Genomic DNA, 14138 nt, shown 5'->3' with positions numbered 1-14138 from the left:
GGGATTGTTATTGAATTAACATCCCGAATAATTAAGCAGGGTATAAAAATTGAAAACTACAAATATGGCTATACTATTGGTGACCAAAGGAGTGATTAGATGAATTTTCGATCAAAGGAACAAATATTAACGGAGCAACCATCAATAGAAAGAAAAATAGAATTTAGAGGTAATAAATACAAATTAGTTGATACAGTTCATGATATTTCACACGGTGGGTTTGATGATCTAACATGCTATACATTCCGAAATGAAACAGATAACGCAGAAATATTGCTATATGTGCAAAAAGGAAAAATCGTAATTGTTGAACCTTAAGAATAGGTTTTAAGACTGTCTTGTATATACAGGCAGTTTTTATTTATTTTAAGACTAATATGACGATATTTAGAGATATTAAGTAGAAAAAAGAAACGATAGATTTGGAAAAATAGGGGGCATGTGGATTGAAAAAAATTATTTTTTTATTCTCAATTCTTTTGTTAACTGCTTGTTCACATGGTAACGGTGCAGTTGATGCATTAAAAAAAGAATATCCTAAAACTATAAAACAAGTAGTAGATCAATTACCTAAAGATGTACAAAAAGAACTAGTTGTACCAGAAAGGATACCTTTTAGAGCAAAGGATGTCTCAATGGATGTACAAAAAAATCAAGGTAATGGAACTATTAATGCTACCTCGTTTAATTATTCAAATGAAGAAAAAGAGGTCGAAATGTATGTTATCACTTATCATAATAAAAAACCTTCCTTTCCAGATGAAGAACAACAATTAAAAACAACCAAATTAAAAGATGGTACAAAAGTTTTGATTGTTGCTGATGATGATAATACAAAAACAATTCGTTGGAAGAAAAATGGGCTCTTTCATTCAATTTCAATTCTTTTTTCAGAGGAAACTGGTAAACAATACACTATTCGAGATTTAGTAAAGACCGCAAATTCGATGAGTAAATAATTAAAAAAGAGACCGTCAAAAAATGACGGTCATTTTTATTTTACACATTAAGAAAGTATAAATTGGCAAACTGAGAAGAACCCCTCTGTCTTCTCTTAACGGCTCGCCAATCGGCGAGTTTTCTTTATTGATTTTTAACTTCATTAAGAGCTTCAGTATTTGATTTACTTGGAGCAAAATAGCCTTCTGAATTAACTGCAGCTGGTATAGGTTGTCCTTTATTTATGTTTTTCTTTTTTACATGTGGATTTTGATTGTGACCCATGAATATCACCTCCAAATTTAGTATGTGCTATATTTCCAACTTACTTTCGGAATTGTTATTAACAATAAGTGGGAAGAAATTTGCTAAGCAATTTTCTTCTCTTTTTGTGTATGTTTTCTTGAACGGTTAAGAATTAGTAAAGCTAATATTGAAAAGAAGATGGGACCTGCAATCATCCAAATTGTTGAGTTGTAATCACCTTCAATAGCCGGCTGGATGATCGTAAAAAAGTTTGCAAATCCAACTACTAAAATAACGAGAATGCTTGCAAATAAAGCAGATGAATTTGATTTTAAAATTTGGAATGGTTTATCGATTTGATTATTCCTTTTAAACATTGGATATGCAATACCTAAAAATATATAAGGTAATGTCATTGAAACATTCGTCATTAAAGTTATTTTATTAAAAAATGATGATGCTCCTTCACCGCCAAAGGATGTTAGGACAATAATGATTGAAACAATTGAGAATTGTACCCACATCGCATTGACAGGCATACCTTTTTCATTTGTTTCTGAGAATTTTGTCGGCCATAAGTATTTTGGTGTGCCTTTAATGATTGTTTTTAATGGTGCATAAATTAATGTGAAAAATGCTCCGGTATATGCAAGAAACATTGATAAACCAGTAATTCTTGCAAACCAAATACCAATTTGATCGGCAGTCTGTGTTGATAAGTTAAAAGCTTTTCCAAGTTCTAATCCTAAATTGTACATTAGAACATATGTTATGTTCCCTAAATTCGTTGTGCTAGCACTTAAATCATTTGACCAGTTAATAAAGATACCGACTAAAAAAATGCCTAACGAATATCCTACAGAAATAATAATTGCAGAAATTGTAATCCCTTTCGGAAAATTACGTTCAGCGTTTTCAGTTTGATCAACTAATCCGCCGATTGCTTCTAAACCGCCATAAGCAAAGATTGCAAATACAACAAATGATAAGATTGCGAGGGTAGATAAATAATTTGGATTAGGTGAGTGAGCAAATGCTGATGAAAAGCTTTTAATTGGCTGAGCAAATTTTCCTCCATTAAATATAAAAATAAGAATACTTGTGATTAGCAATACTATATTTAATGAGAAAACTGTAATGCCACCAATCGTTGTTACCTTACTTATACTTTCAATCCCTTTTGAAGCGAAATATGTCACAACTAACATCCAAAGTAATGCTAATAAGCCAATTGATTGAGTAGATGAAAGTCCGAATAATGAAAGAGATTGAGTTTTGTCTCTACCAAAAATAAACGTTGATAGTGGAATCCAAACCTTTGAGGAGACACTAACCATATAAATTACATAGGAAGAGAACCACATAAAGGTTCCAATAAAAGCGAACCTAGGCCCAACTGAATCAGCCATCCATGTATAAATTCCACCTTCTGAATGCTTATATGCAGCTCCGAACTCAGCCATCATAAAAGCAAAAGGAATAAAAAACGTAATAGCTGAGAGTATATACCATGGAATTGCACTATATCCCATTAAATAAAAAGCTGTAGGAATATTTCCAAAACCATATACAGTTGTAAATACCATTAATATTAATCCAACAAGCGAAAGTTTTTTACTCAAAATCTCACCTCAGGTAATTAGTCGATTATAAATGAATAGTAATATTTTCTTCAATAATCGGTAAATTATGAGGAAATAACAAACGGTCTGGTTTTACTAATTTTTTAGAAATAATAAAGAATAGTTTCGTTCTATTTTTCAAACGCTAAGTTGATTAATAATTACTTGAAATGGTTTTTTTTGAAAGAGAAAGGATGAAATAAATGAGCCTAAATGAAGTTTTATTTAGAGTTACATGCTCATTTTTTGTTTTATTTATTTTAACGAGATTAATGGGGAAGAAGGAAATTAGTCAATTAGATGTTTTTACATTTATAACGGCCATTACAATAGGGAATATAGCTGCATCAATTTCAGCAGATAAAACATTAGATGTTGAGGATGGAATCATTGGATTAGTTGGTTGGTCAGTTTTAACGATCATAATGGGGTATTTAAGTTTAAAATCTAAGACTGCACGTAAGTTTATTCTTGGAGAACCAATTATATTAATTAGACAAGGAAAAATAATGGAAAATGCATTAAAAAAAGCTAGATTAGATACAGAGCAATTTCAAGGGATGCTTCGTAATGAGAATATCTACTCATTGAAAGATGTCGAATACGCTATATTTGAAATTGATGGAAGTCTATCAGTAATGAAAACAAAAGATGTTAAAACGAAAAAAAATAAAACATGGAAAAAAACTTTATTATTTCCGACCTCAACAGCTGTGGTATCAGATGGAGAAGTAAATGAAGATGCATTATCAAATTTAAACTTGGATAAAAAATGGTTAATGGCTCAACTTGAAAGGGGAGGCATAAAATCAATTTCAGATGTGTTTTTTGTTGAAGTACAAACCGATGGGTCGTTATATATCGACTACCGAGATGATCATTTTAATGAAGAAGAAAATTAATTGACTCACATCCTATAGTGGATATGAGTCAATTTAGTTTTTATCAAATTATTCGTAAATCGGCACCCAGCCTTCAGTAGTGACAAACAATCGAACAGCAACAACTTTACGATCCTCTGCTAACGTGAAGTAATGGCGTACATTTGGTGGTACAGAAATTAAATCACCAGGATTCAAATTAACATGGAAAAAGCCTTCATTTCCTTCGATAATAAACGTACCGTGACCGCTAACAATGAAGCGAACTTCGTCATCTGTATGATGATGCTCACGGTTGAAGTTTTTAAGTAATTCATCAAGATTTGGAGTTGCTTCTGAAAGAGTAATAATATCACTCGCTAAATAGCCACGTCTTGATGAAATACTATCGATTTCAGCTTTAAATGTTTCAAGAATCGCTGCTTTTTCATCATCTGATAAAATAAATTTTTCTTGTAACGAACTATGTAATTGTTCGATTTTCCAATTTTCATAAATTACACCTTGTTCTTCTAAATATGCTTTTACTTCAACATCACTTGTAATATGATAATCTTTTTTTTCTACCCAAATTGTTGCCATTCTTCATTCCTCCAAATTAATTCTTTATAAATAAATTTTTTTGTATACCTTGTAATGCGTATTGGAATAGAAACTCATAAGCTTCTAAATGTTTTTTAGCTTCAAATGCTGATTCGGCCCATACTGTTATACCATGATTATGAATTAATACAGCACCATGATCATTCTTAATATGTGGTAGAAATTCATTTGCAAGAGTAGGGATATGCGCATGGTTTTTTATAATTGGAATTTTAATTTCTGCATCTTCTTCCCATAGTCCTAGTGCTTTAATAATTTCGATACCAGAAAAAGATAACTCATCTTGATATGGAAAATCCTTTGTTATAAAGTTATTTGCTAAAGTGTGTACATGAAGAACGCATTTAGCATTTGTGTGTTGATAAATTAGACGATGTAAAATGGCTTCGGCTGATGGTTTTTTTGATTCATCCCAAACAGATTGGTCAAATTCATTAACAAGTAAAAAATCGTCATAAGTATGTTTAGTTTTATCTTTACCACTAGTTGTAACTAAAAAGTTCAAAGGCTCCTCATTTACTTTTATTGATAAATTACCGCTAGTTCCTAAAAACCAATCACGATCGGCAAGTACTTTTTTTACTTCACGGATTTCATCATAATGTTTGAAAAAGTCCTTCATACTAGCACCTCCTTCTCTAATGAAGCTCGAATATCATAGAAATTTTCAAAAGGGATGAAAGGTAAAGATAGTTCTTCGCATTTATCTTTTAAGAAATCTCGAGCAAAAATTAAATTGGCTTCTTTTGCAATTTGTAAGTCAGTAATTGAATCGCCAATGACAATGATAAAATCATTTGATTCACTAAATTTTCTTTTTACAGATGGTTTACACATTCCACAATCATTCGTACAGTTTTCATCACATGCGTGATCCCAATGAATTTTTACAGTTTGACCTGTAAAGTCAGTACGATTACATAAAATATCAGAAGGTGGTAGGTAATCCGCCAATATTGGATGAACGAAAAAATCTAGTCCGCCACTTACAACTTTTAACTCATATTGTTGAACGCTTACAAATTGAATAAAATCGCTAAAACCATCTCGAATGACAGTACGATCAATTACAAAATCAGTCATTTCTTGTTTTTTCGTTGAAGGAATCGTAGCAAACATTTTCTCTACGCCTTCTCGAATCGATATATTGCCATTTAATACTTCACTTGTTAATTCACTTACTGAAGGTGGAGCAAATTCTTTAATTAAATTAACGATATTGTCTCCCTCAGTAATTGTTCCATCAAAATCACAAAAAATCTTTATTGCCATTGTTGTTTACCCCCAAAGTTGTAATGCTTTTTGTAGTGATGTATTTGGAAGTGCGTAGTCTTTTAGCTCAACTCCAGACAGTGTTGCTGAAATTGCTTCTCTAAATGCATTACCTCCACCAATTGGTCCATCCGGATGGCCATGAACACCGCCGCCAGCGTTGATGACTTGCTCAATTCCAAAATCTTGAATTAATTGAGGTACAAGTCCTGGATGAATTCCAGCAGAAGGTACTGGGAATGTCTCTTTTAATCCATTTGATACTGTTAAATTTTCAGCGATTTTTAAAGCTGTCTCTTTTTGTAATGCAACTGATCCATAAGGTGAAGGGAAAAGACTAAAATCTGCACCAGCAATTCGTAAAAGTTTCCCTAGTAATAATCCTGCGTCAATTCCATAAATTGGTGATGCTGTAAACGCACCCGATACAGCAGGATGAGCCATAATTGGAATATTAATTGATGGATCCTCTGCCAATCCTTGAAGTACATCAATTCCATACGAGAACACATTTAATAAAAATACATCAGCACCAGCATCAGCTGCACGTAATGCTTTTTCTTTTAACTCATATGTACGGCCAGTTAAATTCACCGCGTATAATGTTTTGTGTCCTGTTTTCTCATAAACTTGGTTCAAAATATTTTTTCCGTGAGTGACTCGATCCGTAATAGATGTAATTGTGTCAAAAAGAATCTCGTCATCTTTAATTAAATCAACACCACCTAAAGCTTGCTTTTTTAATTCTTCTGAAATGTATTGAATATCTCTGCCGATAATTGATTTGAAAATGCTCATTAATAAAGGTCGATCATATACATCCAACTTCTCTCGAATGCCTTTAATACCAAATTTTGGTCCTGGAAAAAGAGTTAAAATATCATCAGTAAAATTTAAATCAATTAATTTAATTTCACCGTCAAGGGATAGCTTACCGAAAACGGTTGTTAAAATAGCTGGAAGATCAGCTGAAAAATTTAAGCTAGGATAATAGATTTCAATAATCCCTTTTGTCGCTTTATATCCTAAAAAGTTAACGATATTTTCTTCGCATTCTATTTCACGAACTGAAAGAACTTTCCCTTTATGCTTTTGTAATTGAATTTGATCATTTTGAGGTAAAGTCGTCCATGAACCAACGGTTAAACCTAGCGCGATTGACTCTGCCTTTTTTTCTAAATGATGATTTTTATCATAAACTTGGTAAGTTGCTATTACTCCACTCATTTCAAAACCTCCAAAAAGTTTTAATCAAACAAAAAACCTCTCCACTAAGGAGAGGTTTACCTACACCTTATCTGTCAGCAAATGCTGCGAGAATTAGCACCGTACTAGTTAACTAGCCGGTTGCCGGGTTTCATCGGGCTCGGTCCCTCCACCTACTCTGAATAAAGTTAATATTTAATTTTGAATTATTAATCTAATCGCATTATTTCATGAACAATCACAATTGTCAAACATTAAATTTAGAAAATAGTTCAATCTCTTTTAATCTAGCAACTGCTTCCTTCAGTCTGTCCGTATCTGAGAGTAGTCCGACTCTTACATAACCTTCACCATATTCTCCAAATCCATTTCCTGGAGCGACTGCAATATGAGCCTTTTCTAGTAATAGATCAGCAAATTCCTGTGATGTAAAACCTGATGGGATTTTTAACCATGCAAAAAAGGAACCTGCTGGTGCAGTTACTTCCCATCCAATTTCGTGACAGCCGCTAATAAATACATTTCTACGCTCTTCATAAAGTGCTAATAGTTGTTTTACACTTTCTTGAGATTCAGTTAGCGCAACAGCGGCAGCTTCTTGAACAGCAGGGAAGATGCTAACGTAAAGATGATCCTGTAATAGATTAATTGCTGAAATAACCTCTTTATTTCCAACTGCAAAACCGATTCTCCAGCCAGCCATATTATAAGTTTTAGAAAGGGTATAAATTTCAATCCCACATTCCTTTGCTCCTGGTGTTTGAAGATAACTTAAAGGCTTTTTGCCGTCAAAACCAAATGCGCCGTAAGCAAAATCATGACAAACGGTAATCTGATTATTTTTTGCAAGCTCAACTGTTTCTTTAAAAAATTCTTCTGTTGCAATAGCCCCTGTAGGATTATTTGGATAATTGATAAATAATATTTTACTAGCATCCAAAACATCTTGAGGGATTAATTTATAATCTGGTAAAAATTGATTTTGTTCAAGTAATGGAAGCATGTATGGTACCGTTTTTGAAAGGGATATACCAGATAAATAGTCTGGATAGCCTGGGTCTGGCACTAAAATTGTATCTCCCTCATCGCATAAACAAAGTGGTAGCTCAACTAATCCAGCTTTTCCGCCGAATAATATGGCTACTTCTTCCTCTGGGTCTAAATCAACATCATACTCTCGTTTATAAAATTCTACAACAGCATTTTTTAAAGAACTCATTCCTCTAAACGGAGAATAACGATGAGTTAGAGGGTTTTCAACAGATTGCTGTAATGCTTTTATAATATGCTCAGGTGTAGGTTGATCTGGATTTCCTTGACCAAGATTAATTACATCATGACCATTACTTATTGACTGATTCACTTTTTGGACTAGTGAAGCAAAAAATTGTTTTGGTAAATTGTTTAATAGTTTACTATGATTCAAGTTAATCACTCCAAAAATATAATAAAATTAATTTGAATAGATCGTTTCTTAATCGAATGATTTTCATGAACGACTGTTGCAATAACTTTCACCATCATATATGCTCGATTTAAAAATGTCTATAAAATTTAGAATAGGGTGAATAAATTGTGATTAAAATTGCGTGTATTCAATCTGACGTTATTTTAGGTGAATCAAAGTCTAATTTAGAGAACATGAAAACTCAAATAAACGAAGCTGTTAAAGAAAATGTTCGTATAATCGTATTACCGGAGTTATGGACAACAGGCTATTGTCTGGAAGAAATTGGCTTGCATACAGGTGAACAAGAAGCGGTTATTTCTGAACTTCAGTCCATCGCAAAATCGAATAACATACTATTGATTGCTGGTTCGTTACCAATTGCAAGAGAAAATGGTGTTACGAATACGTTAATTGTTATTAGCAGTACTGGCGAATTAGTAAAAACTTATGATAAAGTTCATTTATTTCAGTTAATGAACGAGCATCACTATCTACAATCAGGGCAAACAGATGGGCTTTTTGAAATCGATGGATTAACTGCTGCAGGTTTTGTTTGCTATGATTTGCGTTTTCCTGAATGGATTGGAGCTCATTCTCAAAAGGGTGCAAAAGTTTTATTTTTCGTTGCCGAATGGCCAATTCAAAGAATGAATCATTGGGAAATCTTATTAAAAGCAAGAGCAATCGAAAATCAGTGTTATGTTGTTGCTTGTAATCGAGTAGGGAAAGATTTAGCGAATACATTTGGTGGAGGATCAATGATCATTGACCCTTGGGGAGAAGTGATTACTAAAGGCAGCACGAATGAAGAAATCGTTTTTGGAGAAATTGATCCGAAAAAAGTCGATGAAATACGCGGTACAATCCCTATTTTTGAAGACAGAAAAGAAGAAATTTACAAAAAGTTTTAAAAAAATAATTGACAAATTAAAAATCGATAAACTAAAATACGATTATAAAATCAAATATGCGAACTCTTATTTCGAGTAGGCGGAGGGATTTGGCCCGACGATGCCCAGCAACCGACCGTAATACCATTGTGAAATGGGGCGTATTGTTTACGCCTGAGCTTAAATGCTCAGTAAGGCACGGTGCTAATTCCAACAGAAAAGAAATTTTCTGGTAGATAAGAGACGAAAGCCAATTAGTATTGCCTCTTTTCGTCTCGGAAAAGAGGCTTTTTATTTTGCAAAATTCAAGGGGGATGAATTTAGTGACTGTCATTGAACGAAAAGAATATAGACCTTTAACAGAAGCAACTGCAATTACTTATTTACAAAAACTTGGATATTTTAAAAATGAACTATGTGAATGTGTAGAAATCGGGGATGGGAATTTAAATTTAGTGTTTAAAGTTAATCAAGTAGGAAGCGAGAAAGGGTTAATTATAAAACAGGCTCTACCATACGCGAAAGTTGTTGGTGAAAGCTGGCCACTTACACTAAAGCGAGCTACGATCGAGAGTAATGCGACAAAAATATACAATGAGTTAATCCCATTGCATGCACCAAAAATTTTAGAGCATGATGAAGAGCAAGCTGTAACAGTAATGGAGGATCTTTCTCATTTACAAATTTTACGAAAAGGATTCATTGAGAAAAAAAGCTATCCGTTTTTGGCTGAACATATCGGTGAATTTTTAGCAAAGTCATTATTCTTCACTTCAGACTTTGGAACTTCACCAGCTAAGAAAAAAGAGTTAGAGTATCTTTTTAATAATCCTGAATTATGTGATATAACAGAAAACCTTGTTTATACAGATCCGTTTTTTAACAGTGAAACAAATAGTTTTGAAGAAGAATTAACAGATGAAATTCAAGAACTATGGAATGATGGAGATCTACAAATTGAGGTTGCGAAACTAAAATTAGATTTCTTATCGAAAAAAGAAGCTTTATTACACGGTGATTTACATACGGGAAGTATTTTCGTATCTGAAACAGAAACAAAAATAATTGACCCGGAATTTGCATTTGTAGGACCAATCGGATTTGATTTAGGGCAAATTCAAGCAAATTTACTTTTTCAACTTTTCAGCCGTACTGAACTAAAAGACGAAATTATTGAACACATTTTAAATATTGAAAAAGTGTTTAATGAAACATTTATTCGACTATGGGAAGAACATAGCGTTAGACCATTTAACCAAATAGCTCTAATTAAAGAAAAACTAGAAGGATATTGGGTTGATGCAATTGGGGTTATTGGATGTGAATTAATCCGAAGAAGTATCGGTCTTGCTCACGTTGAAGATATCGATGGACTTGAACATAATCAAAAAATTGAAGCGAAGAAAAAAGTCTTAAAATTCGGAGTTTATTGTATAAAAAATAGATTTACTATTAAAAATTTTGGAAATTTACTTAATGGATTGGAGTAATAATCGATGACTACATTACAGCAAATACCTGAATCATTACAATGGAACGGTGAAAGTTTAAAAATTTTAGACCAAACTAAATTACCAACTGAAATATACTATTTTGATGCAACGACATTATTAGATGTACGTGAAGCAATCGTAAAATTACAAGTAAGAGGAGCACCAGCGATTGGTTTAGCAGCTGCATATGGACTTTATTTAGGTGTTCGAGAAATTGAAACTGAACTAATTGATGAATTTCACCAACAAGCAAGATTATTAGCGGATGAACTAATTAGTGCTAGACCAACTGCAGTAAATTTAGCATGGGCAGTTGAAAAACTAATTGGGTCTAGTAAAGAAGCAGTAACTGTATCCGAAGCTAAATTAATTATCATGGAAGAAGCGATTAAATTACATTTAGCAGATGAGGCAACTTGCAAGGAAATCGGTGAAAACGCGTTAACATTATTACATGACGGTGCTGCAGTATTAACTCATTGCAACGCAGGGAGCATCGCGACAAGTCGATACGGAACAGCTTTAGCTCCACTTCACTTAGCAAAAGAAAAGGGTTGGGAAATTTCAGCTTTTGCAACTGAAACAAGACCAGTATTTCAAGGTGCAAGACTGACATCTTGGGAATTGAACCAAAGTGGTATCCCAGTTACATTATTAACGGATAATATGGTCGGCTACTTATTACAAAATAAAAAAGTAGATGCAATTATTGTTGGAGCTGATCGCATTACTGCTAATGGAGACACTGCAAATAAAATTGGAACATTACAATTAGCGATTTTAGCTAACTTTTACCAAATCCCATTTTATGTAGCTGCTCCTTTATCAACAATCGATTTATCAATCGAATCAGGGAATGAAATTGTAATTGAACAACGCGATCGTACTGAAGTAACGCATATTGGAAATGTACAAATTGCCCCTGAAGGAATCGATGTACTAAACCCAGCGTTTGATGTGACGCCGAATGAATTAATAACAGCGATTATTACAGAAAAAGGAATTGTATCTAGCGATTATAAAGAAACGTTTATAAGTTGGGAGCAAGTGTAAGTTAATTCCACTAAGTGAACATTCATCAATTGTAAAAGTCCCTCAATTAGGTTTTGAGGGATTTTTGATTGGAAGTTTGATGATTGTATTTAATAGAGAAAAAACGATATACCATTTTTTAGTTAGCATCTTGCTTAGGAAATAGTTAATAAGAGCAATTTTTTCTAATTCTTTACTTTTTAAAACTTTAACAGTTTAAGAGATAGGTTGGCAATTTTTCTCTGTTAAGTTTTTATTAATATAAAACAAAAAGAGAGCTATGTAATGGCTTCAGTTTTGAAATATTAAATTAAGTGTATTGAAACTTCTATTAGTATAGAAATAAATAAAATTAAATAATCGCCATTTACTTGAAAAAGAAATATGAAAATATTTTTAGAAATTGCATTTTAGAAAGAAAAGCAAAATGAGCTAATAATAGGAAGAAACTCGTATTAAAGCCGGATTGATGATTCTTTCCAAATTGAGAATTTGTCTAATCGAAAGATAAGTCAAACTGAACATTATTTTGAATACAAACCGTTATAATCTCCAAGCTAATGGAGATTATTTTTTTTTAATAAAATAGTAGAATTTTAATTAATATTGCATAGAATAAAAAACAAATATTTTCATGTTAGATTTTCTAACATCGTATTGACAGATTATCTAACATGAAATAAAATACTTATAGATGAACGAAAGGAGCATTGCTATGAATGATCAAGTAAGACGCTCAACGCCACTTTTCCCAATCGGAATAGTCATTTCGTTAACTGAATTATCTGCAAGACAAATTCGATATTACGAAGAGCATGATTTAATTCGTCCAGCTCGTACTGAAGGTAATCGTAGATTATTTTCTTTCAATGATGTCGATCGATTATTAGAAATAAAAACTTTTATAGAACAAGGCTTGAATTTAGCAGGAATTAAAGAAGTACTCAATTTAAAATCGTCAGAAAAATCCAAAGAAACAGTGGTTCAACAAGTCATTGTTGAAAAATCAATATCAGATGAACAGCTTCGAAAAATGCTTCGTCAAGAGTTATATCAAAATGGTAAGTTAGGTAGAACTTCTTTACGACAAGGAGATATGTCTCGATTCTTTCATTAAGTTATTGATTAAGTCCGGATTATTCTAGCTTTTATATTTATATGGGGGGAAATATAAATGAAAAAGGAAACGATTTTAAATAGTGTTGAAGAACACAGTCTTGAATTTGTACAGTTATTTTTTACAGATGTAGAAGGGGTATTCAAACATTTAGAACTACCTATCACACAAATTGAAAAAATACTTAATAATGAAACTATGTTTGATGGCTCTAGTATTAACGGATTCACAAAAATTGAAGCAAGTGATATGATGCTTTTCCCAGATTTGAATACTTGGAAATTCGACCTTAACGAAAAAGTTGGACTCTTCATTTGCGATGTTTATTATCCGAATGGTACACCTTTTGAAGGTGATCCAAGAAATGTGCTTAAACGAGCAATTGAAAAAGCGACTGATAAGGGATTTACTTCTTTTAATGTAGGACCAGAACCTGAATTTTTCCTATTTACTAAGGAAGGAAATCAGTTAGTTCCAAATGACAATGGTGGATATTTTGATGTAGCCCCCCTAGATAAAACAGTTACAATACGACGTGAAATTACGAAAGCACTTCAGGCGTTAGGGTTAGAAGTTGAGGCTTTACATCACGAAGTTGCAATCGGTCAACATGAGATTGATTGGAAATACGCACCAGGATTAGAAACAGCTGATAATATTCAATTATTTAAATATACAGTTAAAACAATTGCTGAAAAAAATGGTTTAGTTGCTACATTCATGCCAAAACCAATTTTTGGAGAAAATGGCTCAGGTATGCATTGTCATATGAGTCTAGGAAATGATAATGGTAATGCCTTTTATGATCAGCATGATTCAATTGGATTATCTGAAACAGCACGACAATTTATTGCAGGTGTATTAACACATGCTCGTGCAAATGCTTCAGTTACAAATCCAACAGTTAATTCATATAAGCGTTTAGTTCCAGGCTATGAAGCACCAGTTTACGTAGCTTGGTCACAAAGTAATCGTACATGTACAATTCGTATACCGGCTGCAAGAGGTGCAGGTACTAGAATCGAAGTACGAAATCCAGACCCATCTGCAAATCCTTATTTAGCTTTAGCTGTTTTATTATCTGCAGGCTTGGATGGTATTGAAAGAAAATTAACACCTCCAGTCGAACGAAGTGAAAACCTGTATTTGATGGATGACGTAACTAGAAAAGCAGAAGGTATTGAAACATTGCCTGGAAGCTTACTTGAAGCAGTTACAGAACTTGAAAACAGTGAATTCCTGCAGCAAGTTTTAGGGAAACACGTATTTTATTCATTCCTTCAAAACAAAAAAGAAGAATGGGATGCATATCGATTACGTGTATCAGAATGGGAAAAAGAAACATATTTAAACTGCTAATCACTAAACTTAAAATAAAAAAATAGAA

General features: G+C 32.9%; 15 protein-coding genes and 2 riboswitches. Of the genes, 8 read left to right on the top strand and 7 right to left on the bottom strand.

Annotated features, from left to right (window positions below; translation table 11 throughout):
• Window positions 1-99: 99 nt before the first annotated feature.
• Together EP747_RS05680 and EP747_RS05675 are read left to right on the top strand one after the other, a co-directional pair.
• Window positions 100-318: a hypothetical protein gene (locus tag EP747_RS05680; RefSeq protein WP_129688927.1), complete on the top strand. Its 219-nt coding sequence runs from the start codon at window positions 100-102 to the stop codon at window positions 316-318.
• 128 nt (window positions 319-446) lie between these two features.
• Complete coding sequence (locus tag EP747_RS05675; RefSeq protein WP_129688926.1) at window positions 447-959, top strand: membrane lipoprotein lipid attachment site-containing protein; 513 nt, start codon at window positions 447-449, stop codon at window positions 957-959.
• Between the two features lie 124 nt (window positions 960-1083).
• Here EP747_RS05675 and EP747_RS24155 read toward each other — a convergent pair whose 3' ends face one another.
• Window positions 1084-1224 carry a hypothetical protein gene (locus EP747_RS24155; protein WP_165346875.1) on the bottom strand — a complete coding sequence of 47 codons (141 nt, stop codon included), beginning with the start codon at window positions 1222-1224 and terminating at the stop codon, window positions 1084-1086.
• Between the two features lie 83 nt (window positions 1225-1307).
• Window positions 1308-2807 (bottom strand): glutamate/gamma-aminobutyrate family transporter YjeM, encoded by a 1500-nt coding sequence (yjeM, locus tag EP747_RS05670; RefSeq protein ID WP_235832773.1) that lies wholly within the window; start codon window positions 2805-2807, stop codon window positions 1308-1310.
• A gap of 203 nt (window positions 2808-3010) precedes the next feature.
• On the opposite strand from yjeM, the gene EP747_RS05665 reads away from it, so the two are divergent.
• Window positions 3011-3709, top strand: a complete 699-nt coding sequence (locus EP747_RS05665; RefSeq protein ID WP_129688925.1) for a DUF421 domain-containing protein — start codon at window positions 3011-3013, stop codon at window positions 3707-3709.
• Window positions 3710-3757: 48 nt separating this feature from the next.
• Here the strand turns inward: EP747_RS05665 and EP747_RS05660 are convergent, their stop codons facing one another.
• From EP747_RS05660 to EP747_RS05640, 5 genes are all read right to left on the bottom strand, one after another.
• Window positions 3758-4270, bottom strand: a complete 513-nt coding sequence (locus tag EP747_RS05660; RefSeq protein WP_129688924.1) for a cupin domain-containing protein — start codon at window positions 4268-4270, stop codon at window positions 3758-3760.
• Window positions 4271-4286: 16 nt separating this feature from the next.
• Window positions 4287-4913: a methylthioribulose 1-phosphate dehydratase gene (locus EP747_RS05655; RefSeq protein WP_129688923.1), complete on the bottom strand. Its 627-nt coding sequence runs from the start codon at window positions 4911-4913 to the stop codon at window positions 4287-4289.
• Window positions 4910-5563: a 2-hydroxy-3-keto-5-methylthiopentenyl-1-phosphate phosphatase gene (locus tag EP747_RS05650; protein WP_129688922.1), complete on the bottom strand. Its 654-nt coding sequence runs from the start codon at window positions 5561-5563 to the stop codon at window positions 4910-4912. Before EP747_RS05650 ends, EP747_RS05655 begins: the two co-directional genes overlap by 4 nt.
• A 6-nt stretch (window positions 5564-5569) precedes the next feature.
• On the bottom strand, window positions 5570-6790 hold the full coding sequence (locus tag EP747_RS05645) for a 2,3-diketo-5-methylthiopentyl-1-phosphate enolase (protein WP_129688921.1): 1221 nt from the start codon (window positions 6788-6790) through the stop codon (window positions 5570-5572).
• Window positions 6791-6854: 64 nt separating this feature from the next.
• A riboswitch (SAM riboswitch) is annotated at window positions 6855-6958 on the bottom strand.
• Window positions 6959-7016: 58 nt separating this feature from the next.
• Window positions 7017-8201 (bottom strand): pyridoxal phosphate-dependent aminotransferase, encoded by a 1185-nt coding sequence (locus tag EP747_RS05640; protein WP_419179275.1) that lies wholly within the window; start codon window positions 8199-8201, stop codon window positions 7017-7019.
• Between the two features lie 146 nt (window positions 8202-8347).
• Between EP747_RS05640 and EP747_RS05635 the strand changes: the two genes are divergently transcribed.
• From EP747_RS05635 to EP747_RS05615, 5 genes are all read left to right on the top strand, one after another.
• Window positions 8348-9130 (top strand): carbon-nitrogen family hydrolase, encoded by a 783-nt coding sequence (locus tag EP747_RS05635; protein WP_129689109.1) that lies wholly within the window; start codon window positions 8348-8350, stop codon window positions 9128-9130.
• Window positions 9131-9193: 63 nt separating this feature from the next.
• Window positions 9194-9352: riboswitch (SAM riboswitch) on the top strand.
• Window positions 9353-9423: 71 nt separating this feature from the next.
• Entirely contained in the window at window positions 9424-10599 is a 1176-nt protein-coding gene (mtnK, locus tag EP747_RS05630; RefSeq protein ID WP_129688919.1) for an S-methyl-5-thioribose kinase, read from the top strand.
• A gap of 6 nt (window positions 10600-10605) precedes the next feature.
• Entirely contained in the window at window positions 10606-11655 is a 1050-nt protein-coding gene (mtnA, locus tag EP747_RS05625; RefSeq protein WP_129688918.1) for an S-methyl-5-thioribose-1-phosphate isomerase, read from the top strand.
• 694 nt (window positions 11656-12349) lie between these two features.
• The gene (locus EP747_RS05620) at window positions 12350-12751 is read left to right on the top strand and encodes a MerR family transcriptional regulator (protein ID WP_056470089.1); all 402 of its coding nucleotides are present in this window, start codon (window positions 12350-12352) and stop codon (window positions 12749-12751) included.
• A gap of 57 nt (window positions 12752-12808) precedes the next feature.
• On the top strand, window positions 12809-14110 hold the full coding sequence (locus tag EP747_RS05615) for a glutamine synthetase family protein (RefSeq protein WP_165346873.1): 1302 nt from the start codon (window positions 12809-12811) through the stop codon (window positions 14108-14110).
• Window positions 14111-14138 lie beyond the last annotated feature (28 nt).

This window comes from Gottfriedia acidiceleris (genome assembly GCF_004138285.1).
Taxonomy (GTDB): domain Bacteria; phylum Bacillota; class Bacilli; order Bacillales; family Bacillaceae_G; genus Gottfriedia; species Gottfriedia acidiceleris_A.
The sequence above is the reverse complement of the archived record's forward strand: the minus strand, read 5'-3'. Positions and strand labels throughout refer to the sequence as shown.

What these genes read in the sequence shown, in the direction of transcription:
- EP747_RS05680 (WP_129688927.1), top strand. Translation starts at nt 100, where the DNA reads ATGAATTTTCGATCAAAGGAACAAATATTAACGGAGCAACCATCAATA.
- EP747_RS24155 (WP_165346875.1), bottom strand. Translation starts at nt 1,224, where the DNA reads ATGGGTCACAATCAAAATCCACATGTAAAAAAGAAAAACATAAATAAA.
- EP747_RS05665 (WP_129688925.1), top strand. Translation starts at nt 3,011, where the DNA reads ATGAGCCTAAATGAAGTTTTATTTAGAGTTACATGCTCATTTTTTGTT.
- EP747_RS05660 (WP_129688924.1), bottom strand. Translation starts at nt 4,270, where the DNA reads ATGGCAACAATTTGGGTAGAAAAAAAAGATTATCATATTACAAGTGAT.
- EP747_RS05655 (WP_129688923.1), bottom strand. Translation starts at nt 4,913, where the DNA reads ATGAAGGACTTTTTCAAACATTATGATGAAATCCGTGAAGTAAAAAAA.
- EP747_RS05650 (WP_129688922.1), bottom strand. Translation starts at nt 5,563, where the DNA reads ATGGCAATAAAGATTTTTTGTGATTTTGATGGAACAATTACTGAGGGA.
- EP747_RS05645 (WP_129688921.1), bottom strand. Translation starts at nt 6,790, where the DNA reads ATGAGTGGAGTAATAGCAACTTACCAAGTTTATGATAAAAATCATCAT.
- mtnK (WP_129688919.1), top strand. Translation starts at nt 9,424, where the DNA reads ATGAATTTAGTGACTGTCATTGAACGAAAAGAATATAGACCTTTAACA.
- mtnA (WP_129688918.1), top strand. Translation starts at nt 10,606, where the DNA reads ATGACTACATTACAGCAAATACCTGAATCATTACAATGGAACGGTGAA.
- EP747_RS05620 (WP_056470089.1), top strand. Translation starts at nt 12,350, where the DNA reads ATGAATGATCAAGTAAGACGCTCAACGCCACTTTTCCCAATCGGAATA.
- EP747_RS05615 (WP_165346873.1), top strand. Translation starts at nt 12,809, where the DNA reads ATGAAAAAGGAAACGATTTTAAATAGTGTTGAAGAACACAGTCTTGAA.